Consider the following 26,353-nt stretch of genomic DNA (forward strand, 5'->3'; position numbering starts at 1 on the left):
CACCTCGTGGCGCAGCGTGTGCGATCAAGCGCGACGTCCCCTCCCCCCTCCGCGGGAGACGGTGACCACCGCGTCAGCGGTGGCCGGGAGTGGGGAGCGCCCGTTCCGGAGAGGTCGCGACGGGAGCCGAAGCCCGCACCGTCGCGCGTCCCCTCTCCCGCCGCGCCTCGGCGGGGCACCCGCCCCCGCAGAGGGGGGAGGGTCGTGATGCGGCTACGCCGCCCGGGCCAGCACGTCGGCCACCGTCTGGCCGAACGAACCCGGATCCGGCGCCACGGTGAGACCGTAGGAGCGCATGATTTCGGCCTTCTCGGCGGCGCTGTCGCCGGCGGCCGAGATGATCGCCCCGGCATGGCCCATCCGCCGGCCCTTCGGCGCGGTCAGGCCCGCGACGAAACCGATCACCGGCTTCGACATGTTCTCGCGGATCCAGGCCGAGGCCTCGGCCTCCTGCGGGCCGCCGATCTCGCCGATCATCAGCACCGCGTCGGTGTCCGGGTCGGTCTCGAACAGAGCGAGGTGGTCGAGGAAAGACGAGCCGTTGATCGGATCGCCGCCGATCCCCACCGAGGTCGAGATCCCGAGGCCGAGTTCCTTGAGCTGCGAGGCGGCCTCGTAGCCCAGCGTCCCGGAGCGGGAGATCACGCCGACATTGCCCGGGAGGTAGATGTGGCCAGGCATGATGCCGAGCATCGCCTTGCCGGGGGAGATGATGCCGGCGCAGTTCGGGCCGACCACCATGGTCCGCCGCTCCTTGGGGTAGCGGTAGAGGTAGCGCTTCACCCGCATCATGTCCTGGGCCGGGATGCCGTCGGTGATCGAGCAGACCAGCCGCAGGCCGGCATCGGCCGCCTCCATGATGGCGTCGGCCGCGAAGGGCGGCGCCACGAAGGTGATCGAGGTCGTGGCGCCGGTGGCCGCCACCGCCTCCTTGACGGTGTTGAACACCGGCAGGCCGAGGTGGGTGCGCCCGCCCTTGCCCGGGGTGACGCCGCCGACGACGTTCGAGCCGTAATCCAGCATCTCCTTGGCGTGGAAGGTACCCTTGTCGCCCGTGATGCCCTGGACGATGATCGGGGTGGTCTCGTCGATGAGGATGCTCATGGCGCGGTCTCCCCTCAGTGCTGCGTCGTGTCGTTGTGGCCCTTGGCGGCGGCGCAGGCGTCGACCGCCTTCTTGGCCGCGTCCGCCAGGGTGTCGGCGGTGATCAGGTCGAGGCCGCTCTCGGCCAGGATCTTCTTGCCGGCCTCCACGTTCGTGCCGGCGAGGCGCACCACGAGCGGCACGTCGATCTTCACCTCCCGGGCGGCCTGGATCACGCCTTCGGCGACCCAGTCGCAGCGGTTGATGCCCGCGAAGATGTTGACCAGGATTGCCTTCACATTGCGGTCGGAGAGCACGAGCCGGAAGGCCGTGGCCACGCGCTCCGGAGAGGCGCCGCCGCCCACGTCCAGGAAGTTCGCCGGCTCGCCGCCCGCGTGCTTGATCATGTCCATGGTGGCCATGGCGAGGCCGGCGCCGTTGACGATGCAGCCGATCTCACCCTCGAGGCCGATATAGCTGAGGTTGTGCTCGGCGGCCTGCGCCTCCCGGGGGTCGCCCTGGGACGGGTCGTGCATGTCGGCGATGCCCGGCCGGCGGAACATGGCGTTGTCGTCGAAGCTCATCTTGGCGTCGAGCGCCAGCACCCGGTCGTCCTTGGTGACGACGAGCGGGTTGATCTCCAGCATGGTGCCGTCGCAGTCGCGGAACGCCCGGTAGGCGTTCATGATCGTCTTCACCGCGGCCGAGACCTGCTTGATGTTGAGCCCGAGCTGGAAGGCGATCTCACGCGCCTGGAACTGCTGCAGGCCGACCGCCGGCTCGACCACCACCTGGATGAGGGAGTCGGGCTCCTTGGCGGCGATCTCCTCGATGTCCATGCCGCCGCGCTGGCTGGCGATGACCCGTACGCGCTCGGCCTTCCGGTCCAGCACGTAGCCGAGGTAGAGCTCGCGCTCGAACGGGTCGGCGGTCTCGACGTAGACCCGCTGCACCGGCTTGCCCTCGGGTCCGGTCTGGTGCGTGACGAGGCGCTTGCCGAGGAGGTCCTTGGCGGCGTCGCGGACCTCGTTGTAGGTCCGGCATAGCTTGATGCCGCCTGCCTTGCCGCGGGCGCCCGCGTGGATCTGCGCCTTCACGGCCCAGAACGAGCCGCCCAACTCGGTCGCCGCGTAGACCGCTTGGTCGGGGCTGAACGCGATGGCCCCTTTGGGAACGGCCACGCCGAAGCTCGCGAGAAGCTCCTTGGCCTGATACTCGTGGACGTCCATTCGGCGTCTCCTCCGCGGTTCGTTGCCGCCGTTGACGCTCACTACTTTAGTTGAGTCGAAAGATTACGCCCGTCAAATTTTTTGATCTCGGGCTTGACGACGACTTTTTCGCAATCGCAGCACGGATCGTATTCGATGCTGCAATGCAGCATACAGAAAAACAACGAGGCCGGGGCATGATGCACCCGGCCTCGACTGTCGATCCGATGTCGGATTGGGTTCGAAGGCGCCGTTGAATTTGGAACGGCTTCAACGGACACGCGCCCGCCCTCCCCCCCTCTGCTGGGGCGGGAGAACCGGGCGACCGCTCAGTTCACCTTCGCCTTCACCACCTCGTAGATCTTCTCGGTCAGGGCGCCCGCCTCGGAAAGCAGGCCCTCGAGCTCTTTCAGCCGCTCGTCGGCGAAGTCCCGGTCCTCGAGCCCCTTGGCGTTGACGTAGACGTTAAGGGCCGCGCTGCGCAGGCCGGCATAGGCGGAGAGCACCGCCACGCCGGCATCCGACACCACGTTGAGGTTTCCCTTGTCGGCGGTGATCGCTGCGAGGTCGATCACCGCGCGGCAGGCCCGGCAGCAGGCGAGCGGCACGTCGCAGGCGGTCTTGAGCGCCGCCTGGATTTTTTCCGCACGCGCGACCTTCTCGTCGTCGGTGGCCTTGGGCAGGCCGTAGGCGCCCATCACGGCGTCAAACGCCTGGACGTCCTCGCCGATCATGCCGGTGAGCACGACCCGCAGCCCCTCCGATTTGGCCAGCACGTCCTTCAGCTCGGCCTCGACCTCGACGTATTTCTTCTTGCCGATGGTGAGGTTGCAGACCATCGACACCAGGGCCGCGCCCATGGCGCCGGAGATCGCGGCCGCGCCGCCGCCGCCGGGGGTCGGGGCGGCGCTCGCGAGCTCCGTCAGGAAGGTCTGGATCGTCGCGTTCTCTGGCTGCTGTGTGTCCGACATGGGCGCCCCTCCGGTCAGGCCATCTTCTTGGCGAGAGCGTAGATCTCCTCGGCGTCGAGCACCTGATCGGTGCTCTCGAAGAGCTGGCCGACGCAGGCCCGGTGCAGCTTGAGCTTCAGGCCGCCGATCCCGAGGGCGCCGAAGGCGTGCTTGCCGTTGCGCTCCTTGCCCTTGTCCATCACGTCGATGCCGCCGATGCCGGTCGGGGGCTGGGCGTTGTAGTCGGCGACGAACTCGATGGACGATTCCTGCGCCCAGGCGGCCTCCGGCAGCAGCTCGACACCGATCGCACCGGCGGTGAACACGAGGTTCGTGCCCTTCACCAGCGCGATGCGGGACGCCTCGTCGGGCGTGGCGGCGGCCTTCACGTTGACCTTGAAGCGCGTGTTGATCTGGTCGGCGGCGGCCTGAGTCTTGTCGAGGGCGCGGCCCGCGATCGTGACCTCGGCGCCTTCGCTGGCGAGCAGCGCCGCCGAGCGCATGCCGACCGGTCCGGTGCCGGCCAGCACGACGGCCTTCTTGCCCTGGAGCGAGCCCGCGGCCTTGGCCACCAGGGCGACGCCCGCGGCGGCCGTGGTGTTCGAGCCGTTGGAGTCGAGCATGACCGAAACGCGGAACGGGCCGAAGAAGCGCTTCTTGACCGCGGTGAACAGCGCCTCGCCGGCCGCCATGCTGCCGCCGCCGACGAAGATTGCGGTCGACTTCTTCTCGGAGCCGCCGCGGGTGTAGATCGTGCCGTCCACCAGCGCGCCGACATTGTCGGGGTTCACGCCGCCGTAGCCGGTGATGTGGTCGGCGCCGCCGTCGTAGCCGACGACCGTGTCGAACACGTTCGGCACGGCATCGGTGTCGAACAGGAACAGCAGCTTCTTCGTCATCTCGTTTCGGACCTTTCCGTCGCGCCTGCGCGGCGCTGTCGCTGAATCTTGGTTGGGTCGATACGGGGACGCGGCCCCTCTCCTCGCCCTTGCGGGGGAGGAGCCGGAGGTGGGGGTGGTTCAGGATCGAGCGGCGCGGCGCTCGCTGCGCCACCCCACCCCTACCCCTACCCGCATGGGGGAGGGGAACGCCCGCCATAGATCCTGAGGTTAGGCCTCGACCACGTTCTGCGGCTTGCCCGCCACGAACGCCTCGACGTTGTCGACGAGCTGATCGGCCAGGATCTGCATCGCCTCCTTGCTCGCCCAGGCCACGTGCGGCGTGACGATCAGGTTCGGCAGGTCGGCCTCGCACAGGATGTTGCCGTCCTTGGGCGGCTCCTGCACCACCACGTCGAAGCCGGCGCCCGCAATGGTGCCGTCCTTGAGCGCCGCGAGCAGCGCCGCCTCGTCCACGAGCCCGCCCCGCGCCGTGTTGATGAGGATGGCGCTCTTCTTCATCTTCTTGAGTTCGGCGGCGCCGATCATCCCCTTGGTGTCGGGGGTCAGCGGCACGTGCAGCGTGATCACGTCGGACTGCGTCAGGATCGTCTCGAAGTCGACGAGCCCGTCCTGCGGGAAGACGTCGTAGGCGAGAACCTTCATGCCCAGCGCCTCGGCCCGCTTGGCGATGGACTTGCCGAGCGCTCCGTAGCCCACGATGCCGAGGGTCGAACCGGCGATGTCGTAGATCGGATAATCGAAGTAGCAGAACTGCGTCGACTTCGCCCAGTCGCCGCGCCGCACCGAGTTCGCGTAGGGCACGATCGCCCGGCGCAGGGCGAACATCAGCCCGACCACGTGCTCCGGCACGGTGTTGAAGGCGTAGTTGCGGATGTTGACGACCGTGATGCCCTGGGCCTTGGCCTGGGCCTTGTCGACCACGTCCGTGCCGGTGGCGGCGACCGCGATCAGCTTCAGGTCGGGGAGCTGCTTCAGGGTCTCGGCCCGCATCGGGACCTTGTTGATCAGCGCGATCTCCGCCCCCTGGAGGCGGGAGACGGTGTCCTCCGGCGTCCAGGTCGAGTCGTGCTCGACGTATTCGTGCGGGAAGTTGAACGGTCGAACCCTGGCGTCGAGGGATTCACGGTCCAGGAATACGATCTTCTTGGTCATAGGACCCCTCTCGGACGACGGGCAGTTTCCTCGATAGTCTTGTTCTTACTTGCGCGTCGGGGCGGGTCCGGCAACCCGGTCCCGCCCCGATCGCGTGCGCCGATTACGCCTTATGCAGCGGATTCTCGCGCAGGTAGCTGGAAGCGGCCGCGACGCCCGAGCCCGGCGTGACCTTGATGCCGCAATCGATCATGGCCATCTCGGCGCCCGCGATGGCGCCCAGCAGCGACAGTTCGTTCAGATCGCCAAGGTGACCGATGCGGAACACCTTGCCGGCGACTTTCGACAGGCCGGCGCCCAGCGAGAGGTTGTAGCGCTCGTAGGCGTGGGTGATCACCTTGGCGGCGTCGGCGCCCTCCGGCACCACGATCGCCGTGACCGTGTCGGAGTTCCACTTCGGCTCCTTGGCACAGGGCTTGAGGCCCCAGGCCGCCACCGCCTGGCGGGTCGCCTCGGCGAGCACGTGATGGCGGTGGTAGACGTTCTCCAGCCCCTCCTCCTTCACGACCTGCAGAGCCTCGCGCAGGCCGTAGAGCAGCGGAAGGACGGGGGTGTAGGGGAAATAGCCGGTGGCGTTGGCGGCCAGCTGGTCCTTCCAGGCGAAGTAGGCGTGGCCGAGCCGGTCGTTGCGGCCGGTGCCGCCCTCGGCGATCTTGAGTGCCTTCGGGCTGATGCAGATCAGGCCGAGGCCGGCCGGCAGCATGAAGCCCTTCTGCGAGCCCGCGATGGCGCAATCCACCTTCCAGGCGTCCATCTCGAACGGCAGCGAGCCGATCGACGAGATGCCATCCACGAACAGCAGCGCCGGGTGGCCGGCGGCGTCGATCGCCTTGCGCACCGCGCCGATGTCGCTGGTGACGCCCGTGGCGGTCTCGTTGTGGACGACCATGACGGCCTTGATCTTATGGTCCTTGTCGGCGCGCAGGGCCTCCTCGATCTTCTGCGGATCGGCGCCGGTGCCCCACTCCTCCTCCTGGACGACGACGTCGAGGCCGAGGCGCTGAGCCATGTCGACCCAGAGATGGCTGAACTGGCCGTAACGGGAGGTCAGCACCGTGTCGCCGCGGCAGAGGGTGTTGGACAGGGCCGACTCCCAGATGCCGGTCCCCGAGGACGGGAACAGGATCACCGTCCCGTTGGTCGAGCCGAACACCATCTTGGAGTCCTGCAGGAGCGGCTTCACGAGCTCGGGGAAGCTCGGCGACCGGTGATCCTCCGACGGCACGTGCATGGCGCGCAGGACGCGGTCCGGGATGTTCGTGGGGCCGGGAATGAAAAGGTGGTTGCGACCGGGGCGCCGGGTTGCGGCCATGATGTTTCCTCCGAAAAGTTCATTGCGCGCGGGCGTGAACCCGCGCCGGGTTGTTCAAGTGTCCTCGGGAGTCGGTCCGGCGCACCGGAGCCGGCTTGCGCCGCGCCCCCTCGAACGCCTTCCTCTGCCGTAAGTCGGGGGGCGCAGCGGAGCGGCAGGCGGCCTCACGCCGCTCGCGTCGCGGCACGCCCCCGCGCACCGGTCGCCTCCGAAATGCCGTCCCGTCCGACGGCCCCAGGGCCGTCCTCGCCGCCTTCCTGTCAATGTCCGGCCGAACTCGTGTCGAGCCGCCGGTTCCTGGTATTATGAGGCGGTGGAGCCGGAAAGGAAAACCGGAAAAACTTCCGGAACTTGGCAAAAAAATTTTTTGTGCGTCGCAACGAAGCCGATCCTGGGTTGAGAGCCCCTGAGGCGACGGAGGTTCGGCGCGACCGCCGCGCGCACAACCCGCGTCATCAAACTGAGACGTGATCCCGGTCAGGTTTCCGGCACCGTACAGCCGCCGGGAGAGGGTGCCGTGGCCGAGGTTGAGGAGATGCCGGTTCGCGTGCGGACGCTGTTCCTGTCCGACCTGCATCTCGGCACGCGCGGATGCCAAGCGGGCCTGCTGCTGTCGTTCCTGAAGGATTACGACGCCGACACGATCTACCTCGTGGGCGACATCGTGGACGGCTGGCAGTTGCGCTCCGGCTGGTACTGGCCGCAGGAGCACAACGACGTCGTGCAGAAGTTCCTGCGCAAGGTCCGCAAGGGCGCGCGGATCGTCTACCTGCCGGGCAACCACGACGAGTTCCTGCGGGACTACGTCGGCACGAATTTCGGGGGCATCGAGCTGGCCGAGACCGCGATCCACGAGGCCGCGGACGGCAAGCGCTACCTCGTGATCCACGGGGACCAGTTCGACATGGTGGTGCGCCATTCGCCCTGGCTCGCCCATCTCGGGGACGGCGCCTACACCCTGGCGCTGACCCTCAACACCCTGATCAACAAGGTGCGGCGGCGGCTGGGCCTGTCCTACTGGTCGCTGTCGGCCTGGGCGAAGCTGCGGGTGAAGAACGCGGTGAGCTTCATCGGCCGGTTCGAGACGATCCTCGCCGAGGAGGCGCGTCGCCAGGGTGCCGACGGCGTGATCTGCGGCCACATCCACCACGCGGCGGACCGGCCCATCGGCGCATTGCGCTACCTCAACACCGGGGACTGGGTGGAATCCTGCACGGGGCTCGTAGAGCACTACGACGGCCGCATCGAGGTCCTGCACTATCCGAGCCTCCTGCGGGCGCGGACGGCCGAGGCCGTGCCCCAGACTCTGCCGGGCCGGCGCGCCGTGGCTTGAGGACACCGCCGTGAAGCTTCTGATCGCCAGCGACGCGTGGCATCCCCAGGTGAACGGCGTCGTGCGCTCCCTGGAGCAGATGGTCCGCCGCGCCCCGGACCACGGCTTCGAGACGGCGCTGCTCTCGGTGGCGGATTTCCGCTCGCTGCCGCTGCCGGGCTACCCCGAGATCCGCCTCGCTTACGCGGGCCGCGAGCGGGTGGCGGCACGCTGGCGGGCGGAGCGGCCGACCCACGTGCACATCGCCACGGAAGGGCCGGTCGGCCTCGCGGCCCGGCGGCACTGCCTAACCCACGACCTGCCCTTCACCACGAGCTACCACACGCGGTTTCCGGAATACCTAGCCGCCCGTGCGCCGGTGCCGGAGGCGTGGTCCTACGCCTACCTGCGCCGGTTCCACAGTGTCGCCCGGGGCACGATGGTCAGTACCGCCTCGCTCCAGGACGAATTGTCGGCCCGGGGCTTCCCCCGGCTGATGCGCTGGACCCGGGGCGTCGATACCGGGCGCTTCCGCCCCGCCGAACCCAAGGATCCGCCGCCCGCGGACCTCGCCGGCCTGCCCCGGCCGCTTTTCCTCTATGTCGGGCGGCTGGCGGTGGAGAAGAACGTCGCGGCCTTCCTCGGCCTCGACCTGCCGGGGACGAAGGTCGTAGTCGGCGATGGGCCGGACCGGGCGCGGCTCCAGGCCCTGGCGCCCGGGGCGCGCTTCCTGGGCACCCGCACCGGCGCGGACCTCTCGGCGGTCTACGCGGCCTGCGACGCGTTCGTGTTTCCGAGCCTGACCGATACGTTCGGCATCGTGCTCTTGGAGGCCCTGGCCAGCGGCCTGCCGGTGGCGGCCTTCCCGGTACCGGGTCCCAACGACGTCGTCGGCGGGACGGAGGTGGGGATCCTCGATCGGGATCTGCGCGCCGCCGCGCTGGCGGCACTGGGCCTGTCCCGTGCCGCGTGCCGGGCCGAGGCCCTCCGCTGCGGGTGGGAGGTGAGCGCGCGGCAGTTCTTCGTCAACATCATCGAGGCGCATGGCGGCGCGCGGAGTGCCCGGGATGCCGCCTGACGCGTGACGGCGCCCGTCCGGGATGGCAGGAGGCGCCATGCCCTTCGCCAAGCCTCTCGCCAAACCCCTGGCCACGCCCCTCGCGAAACGTCCGGCCGCCCGGCCACCCTTCGATCCAGCCCGCGCCGCCACCTACCCGACGGCGATCGGCTGCGACGAGGTCGGGCGCGGCGCGCTCTGCGGCCCGGTGGTGGTGGCCGCGGTCTGGTTCGACCCGGCCGCGTTCCCGGCCGACCTGCTCGCCGCCCTCGACGACAGCAAGCGCGTTCCCCAGGCGGTGCGGCAACGGCTGGCGCCCCTGATCCAGGCCCATGCCCGGGTCGCGGTGGCGGCGGGCTCCCGGGCGCTGATCGACCGGATCAACATCCGCGCCGCGACCCTCGACGCCATGGCGCGGGCGGTCGCCAGGCTCGGCCTCGCCGCACCCGTGCTGGTGGACGGGCGCGACGCCCTACCCGGCCTTCCAGGCCGCGCCGTGATCGGCGGCGACCGGTTGGTGCCCCAGATCGCCGCCGCCTCGATCGTCGCCAAAGTGTTCCGCGACGGGCTGATGCGGCGCCTCGCCCGGCGCCATCCTGGCTACGGCTGGGAGCGCAATGTCGGCTACGGCACGGCCGTTCACCGCGCCGGCCTCGCACAGCTCGGCCGCAGCCCGCATCACCGTCTCAGCTTCACCCGCGGCTTCGACTGAGCCGGACCGGATCGATCACGCGGCCCGGACGCCTTCCAGGAAGCGATCGACCTCGACGGCGAGTTGCTCCGACTGCCGCGTGAGCGCGGTGGCGGCTGCGAGCACGTGATCGGCCGCGCGCCCCGTCTGGTCGGCCGCCTGCGCCACACCGGCGATGTTGCCGGTCACCTCCTGCGTCCCCGCATTGGCCTGGGTGACGTTGCGGACGATCTCCTGGGTGGCCGCCCCCTGCTGCTCCACCGCCGCCGCGATCGCGGCGGCCACGGTGCTGATCGCGCCGATCCGGCCGGTGATCGTGCCGATCGCCTCCACCGCCTGACCGGTCACGGTCCGGATCTCGCCGATCTGGAGGCCGATCTCCTCGGTGGCGCGGCCTGTCTGCGCGGCGAGTTCCTTCACCTCCGTGGCGACCACCGCGAAGCCGCGCCCCGCCTCGCCGGCGCGCGCCGCCTCGATCGTCGCATTGAGCGCCAGCAGGTTCGTCTGAGCGGCGACGCCGGCAATCAGCGCGACCACCGCGTCGACCCGGGTGACCGCCGTGTTGAGCGCGGCCACCAAGCCGGCCGTCTGGTCGGCCTCGCCGACCGCAGCCCGCGCAAGCTCGGAGGAGCCCTGGACCTGTCGCCCGATCTCCTGAACGGAGTTGCCGAATTCCTCCATCGCGGCCGCCACGGTCCGGACGCCCGCGGATGCTTCCTCGGCGGCGGCGGCCACGGTATCGGACTGGCTGGCGGTCTGCTGGGCGGTCGTGGTCATCTGCCAGGCCGTGGTCTGCAACTCGGCGGCAGCGGAGACCTCGCCGACGATGCCGGCCACCGCCGCCTCGAAGCCCTGCGCCATCGTGAGCGTCATGCTCCGACGCTGTACCTCCGCGATGCGCGCGGCCTCGGCCGCTTCAGCCTCGAGGGTGCGGGTGCGGATGAGGTTGTCCCTGAAGACCTGCACGGCGGCCGCCATCGCGCCGATCTCGTCCCGCCGCTGCCGGGCCGGGATCGCCACCGCGACGTCACCGGCGGCGAGCACCCTCATCGCCTGAATCATGGACCGGAGGGGCCGCAGCACGCCACGGAAGACCACGACGGTCCCGAGGCCGGCGAGCAGCAGCGAGGCGGCCAGGAACAGGCTCGTATCGCGCAGGCTCGCCCGCGCCTGTGCGGCCAGCGTTTGCGCGCGCTCGACCATCGCGTTCAGGGCTGCATCGGCCAGATCGGCGATCGTGTTGACCTCCCGCGTATTGCGGTTGCGCAGATCCTCGATCGCGATTCCGGGCGGCTTGCCCTGGCTCAGCGCCGCCCGCAAGGCTTGCCGACGCGCCGCGACCTCGCCCTCGAAGTTGTTGGCACGGGCCGTTCGAAAGGCGGTCTGGATCGCCTCCGGCACCGCGTCGTCCACGTGGTCGACGAGGATCGCCCAGTCCGCCGCGACCCGGCCGCGTTCCTCGGCCTCGGCGAGGCGCTCCGCCTCCGACCAGCCCATTCCCCGCGCCAGGGCCGTCTCGCCCCGCGCCACGTGACCGCCGATCGCGACGCGCGTGATCCAGGCCGCGCGCTTGATCTCGAGCGCGCGGGCCAGTGTCGCATCCCGACGCGGGATGGCGGCGTCGACGGCGCCATCGGCCGCCGCGAGCGCATCAAGGAGGGCCTGGAACGCCCGCGCGGCGGCTTCCGCAGTCGCGGCGGGGCGCTCCGGGATCGGGAGCGAGAGAGCCCGGTCGATCGGCGACGAGAGGTCGATCAGGGCCTCATGGGCGCGCCGCAGCGGGTCGACCATCCGCAGCACCGTTTCGGCATCCGTGTCGCGGATGCGCGCCAGGAAGCTGTCGAGTTCATCGGCTCTCGCGGCGCGCTGCGCGGCGATCAGGGCCGCGTCCGAGGGCGGGATCCGGTCCGGCGCGACGAGGGCCTGCAGGGTCCGAGCCCGCTCCAGACGCGCCGCGAGGAGAAGCTTGAGCAGATGGCGGCTGGCTTCGGTCAGGGCGACCACATGGCGACTCCGGTTCTCCTGCATCTGGGCGTCCAGCGCCGTCCGCGCGCCCGAGACGAGCAGCATTGCACTGAGCGAAACGAGGATCGCGCACAAACTTGTACCGATCGACAGACGTGGAAGCCGGACCATGGCAAGCCTTATTCTTCCCTGCAGTGCATCGAGTCGTGAGGTCGGCCGCCCGGTGGCCGGACGCGCGGCGGGAAACCGGTCGACCCGGACGGTCGGCGCCCATCCTGAGTGCCGGCTCGCGGTCGATTCGCGTGCCCTGATCCGCCCCGGAAGTCCGCCGTGTCGGCATCGGCGATCGGGCTCCGGACAGCCTGGACCTCCCCTGCCTCGCTGCGCGCGCGGCGGCCACCGGACGAAGCGAGATCCGGTCCGCGATCGTCAGGATCACTGCACGCTGAACCCGCCGCATCCGTCGCGTAGCATCCCGCGGCGTCGCAGTGCGTGACACGGCACCGATCGCGCAACTGTCGGCATCCGACATTGCGTGCCGAGACGCCATCTCAGGTGAGACACAGTATAAATGCTCGATCGAACAATCATAGGTTGGAATATTTATTGGATCCAGCAATCTTTCGTGCTGAAAAACGATCTTATGATGCGGATTTGAAACCTTAGCGATCCCTCTGTCAACTTTGATTTTTCGTTTTTTCGAAATCATTTTGGAAAAATTGTTCTTACAAATATTCGATAATATTTGGGTCGCAACACGATATCTGTAACCAAGATATCTTTATTCAGTCAGAATTGTTGTTGGCGACGATCCTGCGGCTTGTCCATTGGCTGGCTCAGACCGGGCGCCGGGTTGCCCGGCCAGCCCGCATGCCCAGAGTCAGAACAGCGTCAGTTGCGCCCCCGGCTTGCGGAAGGCGTCGCGGTTCAACGTGACTCTGCCGAAGGCGAAGCCAAGCCGCTTGCCGGCGAGCCGTACGCGCTGGCCGATCATGACCGCGTAGGCCCCCTCGCCGCGGAAGCGGTGGCCGAAGCGCGGATCGTTCTCACGGCCGCCCCGGGCCTCCCGCAGGAGGGCAAAGGCCCGCGCGCTGCGTTCCGGGTAATGTTCCGCGAACCAGTCCGCGACGAGGTCGGCGACCTCCCCTGGAAGCCGCAGAAGCGCGTGGCCGATCCGGCTCGCGCCGTGCCCCCGTGCGCTGGCCAGGATCGCCTCGATCTCGTGGTCGGTCAGGCCCGGGATGATCGGCGAGACGTTGACCATCACCGGCACCCCCGCCGCGCTCAGCGCCCGCATCGCCGCGAGCCGCTTGTCCGGCCGGGGCGCCCGCGGGTCGAGGCGGCGGGCGAGGACCGGGTCCAGCGTCGGAAGCGAGATCGCCGCCAGCACGAGATTGTCGGCCGCCATCTCGGCCAGGATGTCGAGGTCGCGCAGCACGAGGTCGGACTTGGTGGTGATGCTGACGGGGTGGCGGGCCTCCCGCAGCACCTCCAGCACCGCACGGGTGATGCGGTGCTCGCGCTCGACCGGCTGATAGGGATCCGTGGCGGTGCCGAGGGCGATCGTCTCCGGCCGGTAGCCCGGCGCGGCGATCTCCCGGGCGAGGAGGCGGGCGGCCTCCGGCTTGGCGAAGATCCGCGACTCGAAATCGAGCCCCGGCGACAGGCCGAGCCACGCATGGGTCGGGCGCGCATAGCAGTAGATGCAGCCGTGCTCGCAACCCCGATAGGGGTTGATCGACCTGTCGAAGGGAATGTCGGGGGAGGTGTTGCGGGCGATGATCCGGGCCGCGCGCTCCGGCAGGACCTGCGTGCGCAGGACGGCCGGCGTGTCCGCTGTCCAGCTCCCGTCGCTGAACACCTCGCGCCGGGCCGGCTCGTAGCGCCCCGAAGGATTGGCCGTGGCGCCCCGGCCGCGCCGCGCGTCCCGCGGCGCGGCGCTCGGTTCGAGGCGGCGCGCGGTTTGCGATCGGGCTCCCTCGGACCACTCCGCCATGACGACTCGCCTCTGTCCGTTGCGAATAGAACATAGCGCGAACACGACCTGGCGGAACGCCTTATTTTCAGGCAAACTTGGCTTTGCCGCCGTTCCGGACTGCGGCAGCTTTGCCCGCGCGCCCGCAGGCAGTTTACGGCGCCGCAGAATCGTCTATGGGCGCGCACATGCTCTCCGCGGTGACCTATCTGGCCGACCCAGCCGATCCGGACGCGATCGATCGTCTGGCCGACACGCTCAGCGTGCTCGTGTCCGGCGTAGCGGGCGGCCTCGTGGGCGACGCGGTGATCGTGTCGGGCCGCGCGAGCGAGGCCGTCGCGGCCGTCGCGGAGGCCACCGGCGCGACGCTGGTGCTCCAGGGGAGCGGCAATCCCTACGCCGTCGGCGCCGCCGCGGCCCGGCGGGACTGGGTTCTGTGCCTGGAGGCCGGCGACGTTCCGGCCGAGGGCTGGATCCGCACCCTCGACCGCTTCGTCGGGACGGCTCGTCCGGAGACCGGGCTCGGCCGCCTGCATCGCCCAGCCGCTGGCTGGCTCGGGACCGTCCGGAACCGGGTGGAGGCTCTGGCGGGCGCCCGGCAGGCCCGGGCCGGGGACGTCGTGCGCCGGGACGTGCTGAGGACCGCGGCCGTGTTCGCGCCGCGTCTCAAGGTGAGGCCGCTGATCGCGCGGATCGAACGGGCCTGATCGACAGAATCTTGCTCTGCGCCTCGTTGTTGTCCGTCGATCCTCCTCTACAACCTCTCGGGTAAGAAGATTTGCCGTCTCTCCATCCGCGGGAGAGTGCCGGCCGGCTCCCGCCCTGGAAGGATGGTGCAATGGATTCGTCGGGCCTGATGGGGCGCAAATCGGTCGACGACATCCTGGAAAGCGGCGAGGGCGAGCAGCAGCTCTCGAAATCCTTGGGCGCCCTGTCGATCACCGCGATGGGCATCGGCGCGATCATCGGCGCCGGCATCTTCGTCCTCACCGGCACGGCCGCGGCCCAGTATGCCGGGCCGGGGATCATGCTCTCCTTCGTGCTCGGCGGCATCGCCTGCGCCTTCGTCGGCCTGTGCTACTCCGAGATGGCGGCACTGATCCCGGTCGCCGGGTCGAGCTACACCTACACCTATGCGACGCTCGGCGAGTTCTTCGCCTGGCTGATCGGCTGGGACCTGATCCTGGAATACGCCATGGGCGCCGCCACCGTGGCGGTGGGCTGGTCGGGCTACGTCACGAGCATCCTGAAGGATGTCGGGATCGTGATCCCGGCCCAGTTCGCGCATGCGCCCGGGACGCCGATCGACAGCGGCGGGACCGCCCTGTTCAACCTGCCGGCCGTGCTGGTCGTGGCGCTGATCACGCTCCTGCTGGTGCGCGGGACCAAGGAATCGGCCCGCTTCAACAACATCATGGTCGCGGTGAAGCTCACCGTGGTGGTGGCCTTCATCGCGCTCGGCTGGGGGCATGTCGACACGGCGCACTGGAGCCCCCTGATCCCGCCGAACGACGGCACCTTCGGGCATTACGGCTACAGCGGCATCCTGCGCGGCGCGGGCGTGGTGTTCTTCGCCTTCATCGGCTTCGACGCGGTCTCGACGGCCGCCCAGGAAGCGCGCAAGCCCCAGAAGGATATGCCCATCGGCATCCTCGGCTCCCTCGCCGTGTGCACGATCCTGTACGTTCTGGTCGCCGCCGTCCTGACCGGGCTCGTTCCCTACAAGGACCTCAACGTCCCCGACCCGATCGCCAAGGGCGTCGACGTGATCGGCATCGGCTGGTTCGCCCTACTGATCAAGCTCGGAGCGCTGACCGGCCTGACCACGGTGATCCTCGTCCTGCTCTACGGCCAGAGCCGGATCTTCTTCACCATGGCCCAGGACGGCCTGCTGCCGAAGATGTTCTCCCACGTCCACCCGACCTACCAGACACCCTATCGCAGCCAGATGCTCATCGGGGCTCTGGTGGCCTGCGTGGCGGCCCTGGTGCCGATCAACATCCTGGGCGAGATGGTGAGCATCGGGACGCTCGCCGCCTTCATCCTGGTCTGCGGCTCGGTGATCTACCTGCGCCGCACGGACCGCCACATGAAGCGACCGTTCCGGGCGCCCGCCGTGCCGATCGTGCCGATCCTCGGGATCCTGTTCTGCCTGCTCCTGATGATCGGCCTGCCCCTCGACACGTGGCTGCGCCTGGTGATCTGGATGGCGATGGGGCTCGTCGTCTACTTCTTCTACGGCCGCAAGCACTCGGTGCTGCGCCGCAAGGAGGGGAATGCCGCCTAGAGCCGTTCCCGCGGGCGTTGCGACGGGTTAGCGATTGCGGCGTTGAGTGGTGAAGGAGCCAGCGATGCCTTCACCGTTGTCTGTCGATCTGCGCGAGCGCGTCGTGGCGGCCGTGGCCGAGGGCGCCTCTTTCCATCGGGCGGCAGCCCGGTTCGGTGTGAGCGTGTCGAGTGCCAGCCGGTGGTCGGCGCGGTTCGCGCAGGACGGCCACGTCGCGCCCAAGCCGACGCGGGGCGACAACCGTCTCCCGGCCCTTGAGGCGCAGGCCGATCAGATCCTCTCCACCTACGAAGCCCGGCCCGAGTTCTTCCTGCGCGAGTTGCGTGACGCCCTGGCCGCCCAGGGTGTGCAGACCAGCACGAGCGGGCTGTCGCGGTTCTTCGCCCGGCACGACATCACCCGTAAAAAGGGGCTGTCTACGCGGCTGAGCAGGAACGGCCGGACGTGAAGGCGGCCCGCCAAGCCTGGTTCGAGGCCATGCCCGACCTCGATCCTGACACCCTCGTCTTCCTCGACGAGACCGCAGCCGCCACCAACATGGCCCGCCGCTACGGTCGCGCCCCGCGCGGGTCCCGATGCCGGCTCCTCGTGCCGCAGGGCCACTACAAGACCACCACCGTCACCGCCGCCCTGCGCACAATCGGCCTGTGCGCACTCAGCCTCATCGACGACGCCACCAACGGCGCGCGCTTCCGCACCTACGTCGCCGACCGCCTCGTCCCAGTTCTGCGAGCCGGCGACACCGTGATCCTCGACAACCTGCAAGCCCACAAGGTCGCCGGCGTGCGCGAGGCCATCGCGGCAGTGGGCGCGCGGGTCTTGTACCTGCCGGCCTACAGTCCCGAGTTCAATCCCATCGAGCAGATCTTCGCCAAGCTGAAGCACCTGCTGCGCAGCGCAACCGCTCGCACCGTGCCCGACCTCTGGGTCGCCATCCGCGAAACCTTCACACGCTTCACCCCAGACGAGTGCCGCAACTGCCTCACCGCAGCCGGATACGAAGACGACTTGGCCGTCGCAACATAGGTGGGAACGGCTCTAGGCGCCATCCGGTGCCTCTCAAACCGCGATGCTCGACCCGCGCCGCAGGTGCTCGTCGAGCCGCGGCATGATCTCCACGAAGTTGCAGGGGCGGTGCCGGTAGTCGAGCTGCTGGGCCAGGATCCCGTCCCAGGCATCCCGGCAGGCGCCCGGTGAGCCCGGCAGGACGAAGACGTAGGTCGCCCGCGCGACTCCCGCGGTGGCGCGGGACTGCAGGGTCGAGGTGCCGATCTTGTCGTAGGAGATCCGGTGGAACACCGCCGAGAAGCCGTCCATCCGCTTTTCGAACAACGGCTCCAGGGCTTCCGGTGTCACGTCGCGGCCGGTGAAGCCGGTGCCTCCGGTGGTGATCACCACGTCGACCCCCGGGTCGCGCAGCCAGGCCTCGACCCGGCTCCGGATCGCCGGGATCTCGTCCGGCACGATGGCCCGGTCGGCCAGCCGGTGGCCCGCCTCAGCGAGGCGCTGACTCAGCGTATCGCCGGAGCGGTCGTCCTCCGGCCGGCGCGTATCGGAGACGGTGAGCACCGCGATGTTCAGGGGGATGAAGCGGCGAGCCTCGGACTGATCGGCCATCTTGGGAAATCTCCGGACACAGGCGCCCGATATGGGCCGGCCCGATCCCGTTGTCGCCCCCGTCCGTCCCGGTCCGCCCCTTGCGGCCCGGCGCAAAGTCGGCTGTGCTCCCCAGGCCCGGTCGGAGACCCCACAGACATGCACATGTACGGCAACTGGCGGTCGGCCGCCGCCTTCCGGGTGCGGATCGCCCTGAAGATGAAGGGCATCGCCTACGAGGAGACCTTCATCGACCTCGACGCGGGCGACCAGCACAAGGCGGAATTCCGGTCGATCAACCCCCAGGGCGCGGTGCCGGCGCTGTTCGACGGCGACGGCCCGCCCCTCACCCAGTCGCTGGCGATCCTCGACTACCTGGAGGAGACGCGGGACGGCGTACGGCTCCTGCCCGAGGAACCCCGGGCGCGGGCGCGGGCCCGCTCCCTGGCGCAGGTCGTCGCCTGCGACACCCATCCGCTCTACGTGCCCCGGGTGCGCACGTTCCTGATGGAGCATTACGGCCTGCCCCGGGAGCGAATGCTGGATTTCCTGCGCAACGCCTTCGAGACCGGCCTGCGGACCCTGGAGACGCGGCTCGGCACCGAGGCCGGGACCGGCCGTTTCTGCCAGGGTGATTCGGTGAGCCATGCCGACCTCTGCCTGGTCAGCCTGTGGGTCGGGACCGGAATCTTCGGCATCGAGACGGCGGCCTACCCGACGGTGGCGCGGATCGCCGAGGCCTGCCTCGCGCTCCCCGCTGTCGCGGAGGCTCACCCGTTGCGCCAGCCGGGCGCCCCGTCGGCGTGATGGGGGCGAACGCGCGTTCGTGACGCGGGCCGCATGAGGCGGATGTGGAAATCGGCAACCCAAGGGGTGTAAGCAGGCCGGCGTTGAATCCCGGTCCGGGGGAAGAAAGAGTGTCGATGGCATCCGTCGAGAACGAGTCCGGCCTGCATCGCGTCGTCGTGGTCGGCGGCGGCGCCGCGGGGCTCCAGCTGGTGACGAAGCTCGGCGACAAGCTCGGGCGCGGCAAGCGCGCGCACATCACCCTCGTGGACCGGGCTCGGACGCATATCTGGAAGCCGCTGCTCCACGAGGTGGCGGCCGGCAGCCTCGATGTCGGCCACCACGCGGTCGACTACCTGCACCACGCCCACATGCACGGCTTCCGCTACCGGATCGGGCGCATGACCGGGCTCGACCGGCAGGCGCGCACCATCCAGCTCGCGGCGAGCCACGACTCGGAAGGGCGGGAGGTGACGCCGGAGCGCTCCGTCCCGTACGACACTCTGGTGATGGCCGTGGGCTCCACCACCAACGATTTCGGCACCCCGGGCGTGGCCGAGCACGCCATCGCCCTCGACACCCAGGACCAGGCGGTGCGCTTCCACCAGCGCCTCGTGAACGCGTCGCTGCGGGCGCACACGCAGGCCGGCCCGGTCCGCCCCGGCCAGCTCCACGTCACGGTGATCGGCGCGGGCGCCACCGGGACCGAACTCGCCGCCGAGCTGCACCGGACCCTGCGCCACGTGGTCTCCACCGGCCTCGACAGGATCGACCCGGGCAAGGACATCCGCATCACCCTGGTCGAGGCCGCCGACCGGATCCTGCCGGCGGTGCCGCAGCGCCTCTCGGCCGAGGTGATGCAGCTGCTGCACAAGATCGGCGTCGACGTCCGGGTGAAGGCGCGGGTGACGGAGGTGCGGGCCGACGGCGTGCAGCTCGCCGACGGGACCTTCATTCCGTCGGAGCTGGTGGTCTGGGCGGCGGGCGTTAAGGCCCCCCCGTTCCTCCAGGGCATCGGCGGCCTGGAGACGACGCGGACCAACCAGCTCGTGGTGACCCCGACGCTCCAGACGACCCGCGACCCCGACATCTTCGCCGTCGGCGACTGCGCCTACCTGGTGGAGGCCGGCTCCGACACGCCGGTGCCGCCCCGCGCCCAGGCGGCGCACCAGCAGGCGAGCCACCTCATCGGCCAGATTCAGGCCAAGATCGACGGCAAGCCCCTGAAGCCGTTCAAGTACAAGGATTTCGGCTCGCTGGTCTCCCTCGGCGAGTACTCGACCGTGGGCAGCCTGATGGGCTTCGTGCGCGGCAAGAACATGCTGATCGCCGGCCTGTTCGCCCGGATGATGTACCGCTCGCTCTACAAGATGCACGAGCGGGCGCTCCACGGGACCGCCAAGACGGTCCTCGATACCCTGGCGCGCGCCCTCACCCGTCGCACCGAGCCGCGGGTCAAGCTGCACTGACCGTCGCGATACGAACCGAAACGGCGCCCGGGCGGACCGGGCGCGACACGGGAAGGAACCCCCATGATCCTGGTAAGCGTGATGTATCCGGCCGGCCCGAGCTTCGACATGGGCTACTATCTCGGACACCACATGCCGCTGGTGCGCGAGCGCTGGTCGTCCCTCGGCCTCCACGACGCGAAGGTCGTCAAGGGCGCCGGCACGCCGGACGGCGGCCCGGCGCCGTTCCAGGTGATGGCGCTGCTGACCTTCGAATCGGTCGACGCGTTCAAGAAGGCCGCGGCCGCCCACGGCGAAGAGATCTTCGCCGACATCCCGAACTTCACCGCGGCGCAGGCCCAGGTCCAGATCAACGATTTCGCGGAAAACCCGTGATCGACATCGTCAAGGCGGTTCAGGAGGCCGATCGCAGCCTCGGCACCTACGTGGTCGTGCTGCGCAGCGATGCCCGCGCTCTCGACGGCCCGGAGCGCTTCACGCCGGAGGCGGAGGCCTGGATCGCCGACCGGGCGCCCAGCGGCCGGCTGGCCCGGGTGCGGATCCTGCTCGCGCCCTACCCCGGTGCGGCGCCGGCCGAGCGCGAGGTCACCGTGGCGGCCTTCGCCGACGCGCGGGAACTCGCCGCCTTCGCGACGACCTGGACCGCCGACCCGCTGCCCGACGGGGACGACGCGTAGGATTCCACCGAGCGCGATGCGGCGCCCCTCGGGGCGTCGCATCGGTTCAGGCTGCGCGCAGCTGCCGGATGGCCCGGAGCGCCGTCGCCCGCTGGATCTCCAGGCGCCGGATCAGCGGCATCAGATCGGCGCCCGCATGGGCGGCGGCCTCGACCTCGCGGCAGAGGCTCGACAGGCCGACGAAGCCGAGCAGCCCGGCGGCCGCCACCAGAGCGTGCGCGTCGTGGGCGATCTGGAGGCGGTCGGTCTCGCTCGGCCGGAACCGCTCGGACAGCTCGTTGGCCAGCAGATCGAGCAGCGCCCCCACCCGGTCCGAGCCGAAGCTCGCCTCCATCTCGGACAGCACCGCGGCGTCGAGGACGGTGGAATCCACCTCGGGCACGCGACGCGGCTCGTCGGTCCCCGACGCTCGGCGCGCCCCGGGGGTCGTCCAGCGGCTGATCGTGGCGAACAGATCGGCCCGGCGGAACGGCTTGCCGACATAGTCGTCCATCCCGGCCGCGCGCAGCTCGTCGATCTGTTCGGGCAGGATGTTGGCGGTCATGGCCACGATCGGGATGTCGCAGGCCGGAGGCGCCAGCGCGCGGATCCGGCGGGTGGCCGTGAGCCCGTCGACGCGGGGCATCTGAACGTCCATCAGCACGAGATTGTAGCCCTGGCCCGACGCCACGGACGACCCGACCGCCGTGATCGCCTCGGCCCCGTCCCCGGCCACGTCCACCGTGTAGCCCTGCGACTCCAGCACCGCGCAGGCGAGTTCCTGATTGAGCGGCACATCCTCGACGAGGAGCAGCCGCAGCGGCACGCCCGGACCGGCCCCGGAGGCCGGGACGGTCGCGGGCAGCGGCCGCAGCAGCGTCGAACCCGCGCCCGGCTCGATCCCCTGTTCACCGCGGGGCAGGACCAGACGGAACCAGAAGGTCGAACCCTCCCCCTCGCGGCTCTCGACGCCGATCTCGCCGCCCATGAGCGTCACGAGATGCCGGGAGATCGCCAGGCCCAGGCCCGTCCCGCCGAAGCGTCGGCTGATCGACCCGTCGACCTGGCTGAAACGCTTGAACAGCCGGTCCTGCTGCGCGGGCGCGATGCCGATCCCGGTATCGGTCACGGCGAATCGCACCGCGTCGCCCGGGCGGCCGTCCGGGGCGCGGCCCGCGCCCTCCCGCTCCACGATCACCGTGACGGAGCCCTCCGGGGTGAACTTCACGGCGTTGTTCAAGAGGTTGAGCAGTACCTGCCGCAGGCGTCCCGGATCGCCGACCACGAAGGCCGGCAGGGCCGGATCGATCCGGGCCTCGATGGCGAGGCTGCTGCGGAGCGCGCTGCCGCGCACGATCGACACCGTGCCGTCGACGATCGAGATCAGCGGGAAGGGCACCGGGTCGAGGGTCAGTTCGCCCGCCTCGATCTTCGAGAAGTCGAGGATGTCGTTGACGACGGTGAGCAGCGCCGCGCCGGAACTCTGGATCAGCTCCAAGCGGCGGCGGTCCTCGTTCTGGATCGTGGAACCATCGAGGAGCAGGTCGGCGTAGCCAAGAATGCCGTTGAGCGGCGTGCGGATCTCGTGGCTCATGGCGGCCAGGAACTCGCTCTTGGCCGCGCTTGCGCGCTCCGCCTCGGTGCGGGCCGCCTCGGCGTCCCGCGTGGCGGTGCGCAGGGCGGCCTCGACCGCCTTGCGCTCGGTGATGTCGAGGTGGAGGCCGACCATCCGCTGCGGATGCCCGCCTGCGCCGCAGAGCGTGCGCCCGCGCGCGTAGAGCCAGCGGTTCCCGACCCGGAACTCCGCCGCGTAGGGCGTGCCGGATTCGACCGCGCGGCGGATCTCGTTCCAGACATCGGTGACATCGTCGGGATGGATCAGGCTCGTCCACGCGGAGGCCGTCATCGTATGCGGCTCGCCGGTCTCCGGCAGCCCATGCATCCGGGCGCTCTCCGGGCTCAGGGTAGCGAGCCCGGTGCGCATGTCCCAGTCCCAGGCGCCGGCCTCCGCGGCATCCAGGGCAATTCCCAGAAGGCCTCGGGCCTCCTCGACGGCGAGGCGGGCCGTGATGATGTCGTCGACATCGAGCGCCGTCCCGAGCCACTCCGCCACCGCGCCGTTCGCCGGATCGAGGCGGATCGGGATCAGCGAGAGCGTGTGCCACCGGTAGACGCCATCGTGACGCCGGATCCGCCACTGGCCGCTGAAGGCTGTCCCGCTCTCGACGGCCCGGGTCCAGGCCACCTCCATGGCGGCGGCATCCTCCGGATGGTTCCGCCCGACGCGCTCCGCGCGCTCCGGTCCGATCGGGCCGTAATAGGACTGGAACTGCGCGTTAGCGTAGGTCGCCCGCCCGTCCCCGACCCGCATGGTCCAGACCAGGAGCGGCAGCGCCTCGGCGAGGCCGCGATAGCGCAACTCGCTGCGGCGGACCTCGTCCTCGGCCCGCCGGCGCTCGGTCACGTCGATGAGCACACCGACGAGGCCGGCGCTCTGGCCCTCCCCCCGGCACATGCCGCGGACGACCACGTCGCGCAGCTCGCCGTCGGGCCGGAGCAGCCGCGCCTCGAAATCGAACGGCGCCCTGCGGGCGATGGCGTCGGTGACGATCGCCTCGAGCCGCGCGCGGTCGTCGGGATGGTAGATCTGCGAGAAGGCGTCGAGGCGCGGTGCCGGCATCGCGGGGTCCCGGCCGGCGATGGCGTAGAGGCTGGCCGACCAGAGGGGCTGGCCGTCCGCGAGCTCGACGCGCCAGTTTCCGACGCTGGCGAGCTGCTCGGCCATCTGGAGCTGATGGTTGGCCGCCTCCTGGGCGCGCGCCCGCGCGTTGATCTCGCGATGCTGCTCGCGGATCACCGCCTCACGGATCGCGGCCTGCGCGATCTCGCGGTCGCGCCTGACATTGGCCTCCGTCAGCCTCAGATGCGCCACGACGATCTCGGCGAGGTCGTGGAAGGCGGCCGCTTCCGCGGGCGAAAGGCCTTCCCGGGGCTCCGGGTCGGCGAGACAGAAGGTGCCGATACGCAGGCCGGGTTGGAGGCTCAGCGGGATGCCCGCGTAGAACCGGATCCCGCCCGGGGCGGCGGCGACGGGCAGGTCGCGAAAGCGCGGATCGAGCCGGGCATCCGGCACGACGAGCAGCGCGTCGCCGCGGATCGTGTGCTGGCAGAAGCTCTGGTCCCGCCGTACCGTGGTCGGGACGTCCGCGCAGGGTGTCTTCAGCCACTGCTCCGTGTCCCCGAGGAAGGCCACGAACGCGCTGCGCACACCGAACAGGCGGCGGGCGGTTCGGCAGACGGCCTCGAAATGCGGCTCTGACGGCGTGCCGACGATCGCGAGGGCCTCGAGGGCCGCGAGCCGCTCGCCTTCAGGGTCCAGCTGTGTGTTCACGGACGGACTCCCGGCGCGGACCGGCGGATCGGCCGGAGCCGAGCGATGCCGCGCCTAGCGCCCCGTTTCAAGCGCGCCCGCCTGCGGCGTGCCCGCGCGCAGCCGCGCGGCCTCGAGCGCCCAGACCATGCCCAGCATCATGTAGACATGGCGCCACTTCTCGATATCGATCTGAAAGGCCTGCAGGAAGAACATCAGCAGCGCCGGCCAGACGATCTGGGCGTGCGCCCGGACCGGCGACGGCCGCGCCAGGAGCCGGAACCCGACGAGTCCGGTGGTCACGACGAGGCCGATGAACACCGCGCCCCCGAGCCAGCCGCCGTTGGCGAAGGAGCCGATATAGGAATTGTGCGGCTCGAGCCCGAAGGTCAGGCGCCAGTGCATCGGCCCCATTCCGAACGGCCGCTCCAGCAGCATGGCGAAGCCGCGGATCTGGTTGCCGAACCGGCCGGTCTCGCCCTGATCGTAATCCTGGGTCAGGGCCGCTCGGGTCTCGAACATCTTGTGCACGTGATCGACCGAGAGCAGCCCGATCACCGCGACGGTGCCCAGGACGACCGTCGCGAGGGTCAGGAGCACGATGCGGCGGCGCAGGCGCGGCGACGCGCTGCCGGCATAGACGGATCCGACCATCAACAGCACCGCGACGACGCTCCCGCCCCACGAGCCGCGCGAGAACGACAGGAAGATGCCGGCCACGATGATCAGCAGGCCGACAAGGGACACCAGCGGCCGCCTGGCCGAACCGGTGAGCAGGCCGTGCATCAGGTAGAGGGCGCCGAGCGTCAGGAACGAGCCGAACACGTTCGGGTCCTGGAAGGTGCCCGATGCCCGGTCGTACTTGTAGAACAGGTCCTCGATCCCCAGCCATTGCAGGTAGCCGACGATGCCCAGCGCCGCCGAGAACACGCAGCTCGCCGTGTAGGCCTTGAGCGCCAGCTCCATCCGGGCCTGCGTGTCGTCCGCGAAGAACATCGCGAAGAAGATGCAGGTGAGCGAGAGGTAAAGCAGCTGCACCGTCCAGGTGACCGGGAACTCCTCGTTCAGGTAGGGCAGCAGGGCCGTGACGATCGCCGTGAGGTAGAGCAGGAGAAGAACGACGAGCGGTAGCGCCCCCCGGTGCAGCCGCACGCCGAGGCAGAGCCAGAGCAGGATCGTGGGGATCGCCACCGCGTCGTAGGGGGAGGTCTCGGAGAAGGCGAAGCAGGCGAAGAAGATGAACGCCGCGAACAGCGCTTTGGCCAGCCCCTCGACGGCTCTGATGAGCGGCAATCCGCCCGCGAACCCGGACGGGGCCGGGGCTGCGGGCGCAGCGGTATGGGCCATGGATACGCGGGCTCCACGGGCCGGTTACGCTGGCCCGCACGCCCCGTGATGCCATCCAATGGTTGAGAATCGCCTTCGCGGCGGCGGGCGCGGTGTTTCGGCCGCGGCGCCGGCCCGGGCGGTCAGGCCCGGCAGGCCTCGAATTCCTCCCTGATCGCCACCGGATCGAGGTTGCGACCGATGAACACCACCCGCGAGACCCGCGGCTCGTCCGCCCGCCAGTCGCCCTGGACGTCGCCGTCGAGGATCATGTGCACGCCCTGGAAGACGAAGCGCTTCGGCTCGTTCGGGAAGGCCACGATCCCCTTGCAGCGCAGGATGTCCGGCCCCTGGACTTGGGTGAGGTTGGAGATCCAGGGCATGAACTTTTCCGGATCGACTTCGCCATCGATCTTCGCCGAGATCGACTTGATGTCGGAATCGTGATGGTGGTGGTGCCCCTCCTCCAAGAAGTCGGGCTCCACGTCGAGAATCCGGTCGAGGTCGAAGGCGTTGCGCTCCAGCACGGCATCGAGGGGGACCGCGCAGTTCTGCGTGCGGTGCAGCTTGGCGAGCGGGTTGATGGTGCGGATCTCGGCCTCGACGCGGTCGAGATCGGCCGGCGCGACGAGGTCGCTCTTGTTGAGCAGGATCACGTCCGCGAAGGCGATCTGGTTGCGGGCCTCGGGGGCATCCTTCAGACGATCGGACAACCACTTGGCGTCGGCCACCGTCACGACGGCATCGAGCCGAGCGGCCTCGCCCACGTCCTGGTCGACGAAGAAGGTCTGCGCGACGGGGGCCGGGTCGGCGAGGCCGGTCGTCTCGACGATGATCGCGTCGAACTTGCCCCGGCGCTTCACCAGACCGTCCATGATGCGGATCAGGTCGCCGCGCACGGTGCAGCAGACGCAGCCGTTGTTCATCTCGAACACTTCCTCATCGGCGCCGACGACGAGGTCGTTGTCGATGCCGATCTCGCCGAACTCGTTGACGATCACGGCGTAGCGCTTGCCGTGATTCTCGGTGAGGATCCGGTTGAGGAGCGTGGTCTTGCCAGCGCCGAGGTAGCCGGTGAGCACGGTGACCGGGATCTTGCCGGCGGCTGGGGCGGGAGCGTTGCTCGTGTCGGACATGACGGCTTCTTCGATGACTGAGGCGGGGTCGGCCGGGTCTGAGCCCAGGAGCGTTGTCATATTGTAACAAATCCCGTCAAAGGAAGACGGGGTCACACGGTTTCGCGACTGGGGCGCCGG

At 69.7% G+C, this 26,353-nt stretch carries 22 protein-coding genes; 10 read left to right on the top strand and 12 right to left on the bottom strand.

All coding sequences use genetic code 11. From position 1 onward, the window contains the following. Positions 1 to 213: 213 nt before the first annotated feature. The 6 genes from sucD to AC1DXK_RS03000 form a co-directional block, all read right to left on the bottom strand. Entirely contained in the window at positions 214 to 1,104 is an 891-nt protein-coding gene (gene sucD, locus AC1DXK_RS02975) for a succinate--CoA ligase subunit alpha (RefSeq protein WP_457104170.1), read from the bottom strand. A 14-nt stretch (positions 1,105 to 1,118) separates the two neighbouring features. Beyond that, positions 1,119 to 2,312 (bottom strand): malate--CoA ligase subunit beta, encoded by a 1,194-nt coding sequence (locus tag AC1DXK_RS02980; RefSeq protein WP_457104171.1) that lies wholly within the window; start codon positions 2,310 to 2,312, stop codon positions 1,119 to 1,121. 308 nt (positions 2,313 to 2,620) lie between these two features. Continuing rightward, positions 2,621 to 3,262 (bottom strand): methenyltetrahydrofolate cyclohydrolase, encoded by a 642-nt coding sequence (fchA, locus tag AC1DXK_RS02985; RefSeq protein WP_457104172.1) that lies wholly within the window; start codon positions 3,260 to 3,262, stop codon positions 2,621 to 2,623. A 14-nt stretch (positions 3,263 to 3,276) separates the two neighbouring features. Then, positions 3,277 to 4,140, bottom strand: coding sequence for an NADP-dependent methylenetetrahydromethanopterin/methylenetetrahydrofolate dehydrogenase (locus AC1DXK_RS02990; protein WP_457104173.1), 864 nt, complete (start codon positions 4,138 to 4,140; stop codon positions 3,277 to 3,279). A gap of 210 nt (positions 4,141 to 4,350) precedes the next feature. After that, entirely contained in the window at positions 4,351 to 5,295 is a 945-nt protein-coding gene (locus AC1DXK_RS02995; RefSeq protein WP_457104174.1) for a D-2-hydroxyacid dehydrogenase, read from the bottom strand. Between the two features lie 103 nt (positions 5,296 to 5,398). Then, positions 5,399 to 6,607, bottom strand: coding sequence for an aminotransferase class V-fold PLP-dependent enzyme (locus AC1DXK_RS03000; RefSeq protein WP_457104175.1), 1,209 nt, complete (start codon positions 6,605 to 6,607; stop codon positions 5,399 to 5,401). A 517-nt stretch (positions 6,608 to 7,124) separates the two neighbouring features. Between AC1DXK_RS03000 and AC1DXK_RS03005 the strand changes: the two genes are divergently transcribed. The 3 genes from AC1DXK_RS03005 to AC1DXK_RS03015 are packed head-to-tail and all read left to right on the top strand — an operon-like array spanning position 7,125 to position 9,688. Further along, positions 7,125 to 7,940, top strand: coding sequence for a UDP-2,3-diacylglucosamine diphosphatase (locus AC1DXK_RS03005; RefSeq protein ID WP_457104176.1), 816 nt, complete (start codon positions 7,125 to 7,127; stop codon positions 7,938 to 7,940). 10 nt (positions 7,941 to 7,950) lie between these two features. Then, entirely contained in the window at positions 7,951 to 8,997 is a 1,047-nt protein-coding gene (locus AC1DXK_RS03010) for a glycosyltransferase family 4 protein (protein ID WP_457104177.1), read from the top strand. A gap of 37 nt (positions 8,998 to 9,034) precedes the next feature. Continuing rightward, positions 9,035 to 9,688 carry a ribonuclease HII gene (locus AC1DXK_RS03015; RefSeq protein ID WP_457104178.1) on the top strand — a complete coding sequence of 218 codons (654 nt, stop codon included), beginning with the start codon at positions 9,035 to 9,037 and terminating at the stop codon, positions 9,686 to 9,688. Positions 9,689 to 9,703: 15 nt separating this feature from the next. Here AC1DXK_RS03015 and AC1DXK_RS03020 read toward each other — a convergent pair whose 3' ends face one another. Both AC1DXK_RS03020 and AC1DXK_RS03025 read right to left on the bottom strand, forming a co-directional pair. Further along, positions 9,704 to 11,803 (bottom strand): methyl-accepting chemotaxis protein, encoded by a 2,100-nt coding sequence (locus tag AC1DXK_RS03020; RefSeq protein ID WP_477296775.1) that lies wholly within the window; start codon positions 11,801 to 11,803, stop codon positions 9,704 to 9,706. 709 nt (positions 11,804 to 12,512) lie between these two features. Beyond that, a complete protein-coding gene (locus tag AC1DXK_RS03025; RefSeq protein ID WP_457104180.1) occupies positions 12,513 to 13,628 on the bottom strand; it encodes a PA0069 family radical SAM protein in 1,116 nt (371 codons plus the stop codon). Between the two features lie 155 nt (positions 13,629 to 13,783). Here AC1DXK_RS03025 and AC1DXK_RS03030 point away from each other — a divergent pair, with 155 nt between their 5' ends. The 3 genes from AC1DXK_RS03030 to AC1DXK_RS03040 all read left to right on the top strand — a co-directional run bounded on the left by AC1DXK_RS03030 (position 13,784) and on the right by AC1DXK_RS03040 (position 16,920). Further along, positions 13,784 to 14,314 (top strand): hypothetical protein, encoded by a 531-nt coding sequence (locus AC1DXK_RS03030; RefSeq protein ID WP_457104181.1) that lies wholly within the window; start codon positions 13,784 to 13,786, stop codon positions 14,312 to 14,314. A gap of 131 nt (positions 14,315 to 14,445) precedes the next feature. Beyond that, positions 14,446 to 15,894, top strand: coding sequence for an amino acid permease (locus AC1DXK_RS03035; RefSeq protein WP_457104182.1), 1,449 nt, complete (start codon positions 14,446 to 14,448; stop codon positions 15,892 to 15,894). Positions 15,895 to 15,958: 64 nt separating this feature from the next. Next, a protein-coding gene (locus AC1DXK_RS03040; RefSeq protein ID WP_477296778.1) for an IS630 family transposase occupies positions 15,959 to 16,920 on the top strand; the annotation gives its coding sequence in 2 pieces (ribosomal slippage) (positions 15,959 to 16,310 and positions 16,310 to 16,920; 963 coding nt in all). Positions 16,921 to 16,953: 33 nt separating this feature from the next. On the opposite strand, the gene moaB is transcribed toward AC1DXK_RS03040, so the two are convergent. After that, positions 16,954 to 17,511 (bottom strand): molybdenum cofactor biosynthesis protein B, encoded by a 558-nt coding sequence (gene moaB / locus AC1DXK_RS03045; RefSeq protein WP_457104184.1) that lies wholly within the window; start codon positions 17,509 to 17,511, stop codon positions 16,954 to 16,956. A gap of 138 nt (positions 17,512 to 17,649) precedes the next feature. On the opposite strand from moaB, the gene maiA reads away from it, so the two are divergent. From maiA to AC1DXK_RS03065, 4 genes are all read left to right on the top strand, one after another. After that, positions 17,650 to 18,297, top strand: coding sequence for a maleylacetoacetate isomerase (gene maiA, locus AC1DXK_RS03050; RefSeq protein WP_457104185.1), 648 nt, complete (start codon positions 17,650 to 17,652; stop codon positions 18,295 to 18,297). A gap of 116 nt (positions 18,298 to 18,413) precedes the next feature. After that, positions 18,414 to 19,745: an NAD(P)/FAD-dependent oxidoreductase gene (locus AC1DXK_RS03055; protein WP_457104186.1), complete on the top strand. Its 1,332-nt coding sequence runs from the start codon at positions 18,414 to 18,416 to the stop codon at positions 19,743 to 19,745. Between the two features lie 63 nt (positions 19,746 to 19,808). Continuing rightward, entirely contained in the window at positions 19,809 to 20,120 is a 312-nt protein-coding gene (locus AC1DXK_RS03060) for an EthD family reductase (RefSeq protein ID WP_457104187.1), read from the top strand. Then, a complete protein-coding gene (locus AC1DXK_RS03065; RefSeq protein ID WP_457104188.1) occupies positions 20,117 to 20,422 on the top strand; it encodes a hypothetical protein in 306 nt (101 codons plus the stop codon). The genes AC1DXK_RS03060 and AC1DXK_RS03065 overlap by 4 nt, the downstream gene beginning before the upstream one ends. Positions 20,423 to 20,468: 46 nt before the next feature. Here the strand turns inward: AC1DXK_RS03065 and AC1DXK_RS03070 are convergent, their stop codons facing one another. The 3 genes from AC1DXK_RS03070 to AC1DXK_RS03080 form a co-directional block, all read right to left on the bottom strand. Further along, positions 20,469 to 23,792, bottom strand: coding sequence for an ATP-binding protein (locus AC1DXK_RS03070; protein WP_457104189.1), 3,324 nt, complete (start codon positions 23,790 to 23,792; stop codon positions 20,469 to 20,471). Between the two features lie 54 nt (positions 23,793 to 23,846). Next, complete coding sequence (locus tag AC1DXK_RS03075; RefSeq protein WP_457104190.1) at positions 23,847 to 25,118, bottom strand: O-antigen ligase family protein; 1,272 nt, start codon at positions 25,116 to 25,118, stop codon at positions 23,847 to 23,849. 122 nt (positions 25,119 to 25,240) lie between these two features. Beyond that, a complete protein-coding gene (locus AC1DXK_RS03080) occupies positions 25,241 to 26,233 on the bottom strand; it encodes a CobW family GTP-binding protein (RefSeq protein WP_457104191.1) in 993 nt (330 codons plus the stop codon). Between the last annotated feature and the right edge of the window lie 120 nt (positions 26,234 to 26,353).

The sequence above is a fragment of the Methylobacterium sp. P3_A11 genome (genome assembly GCF_056403155.1).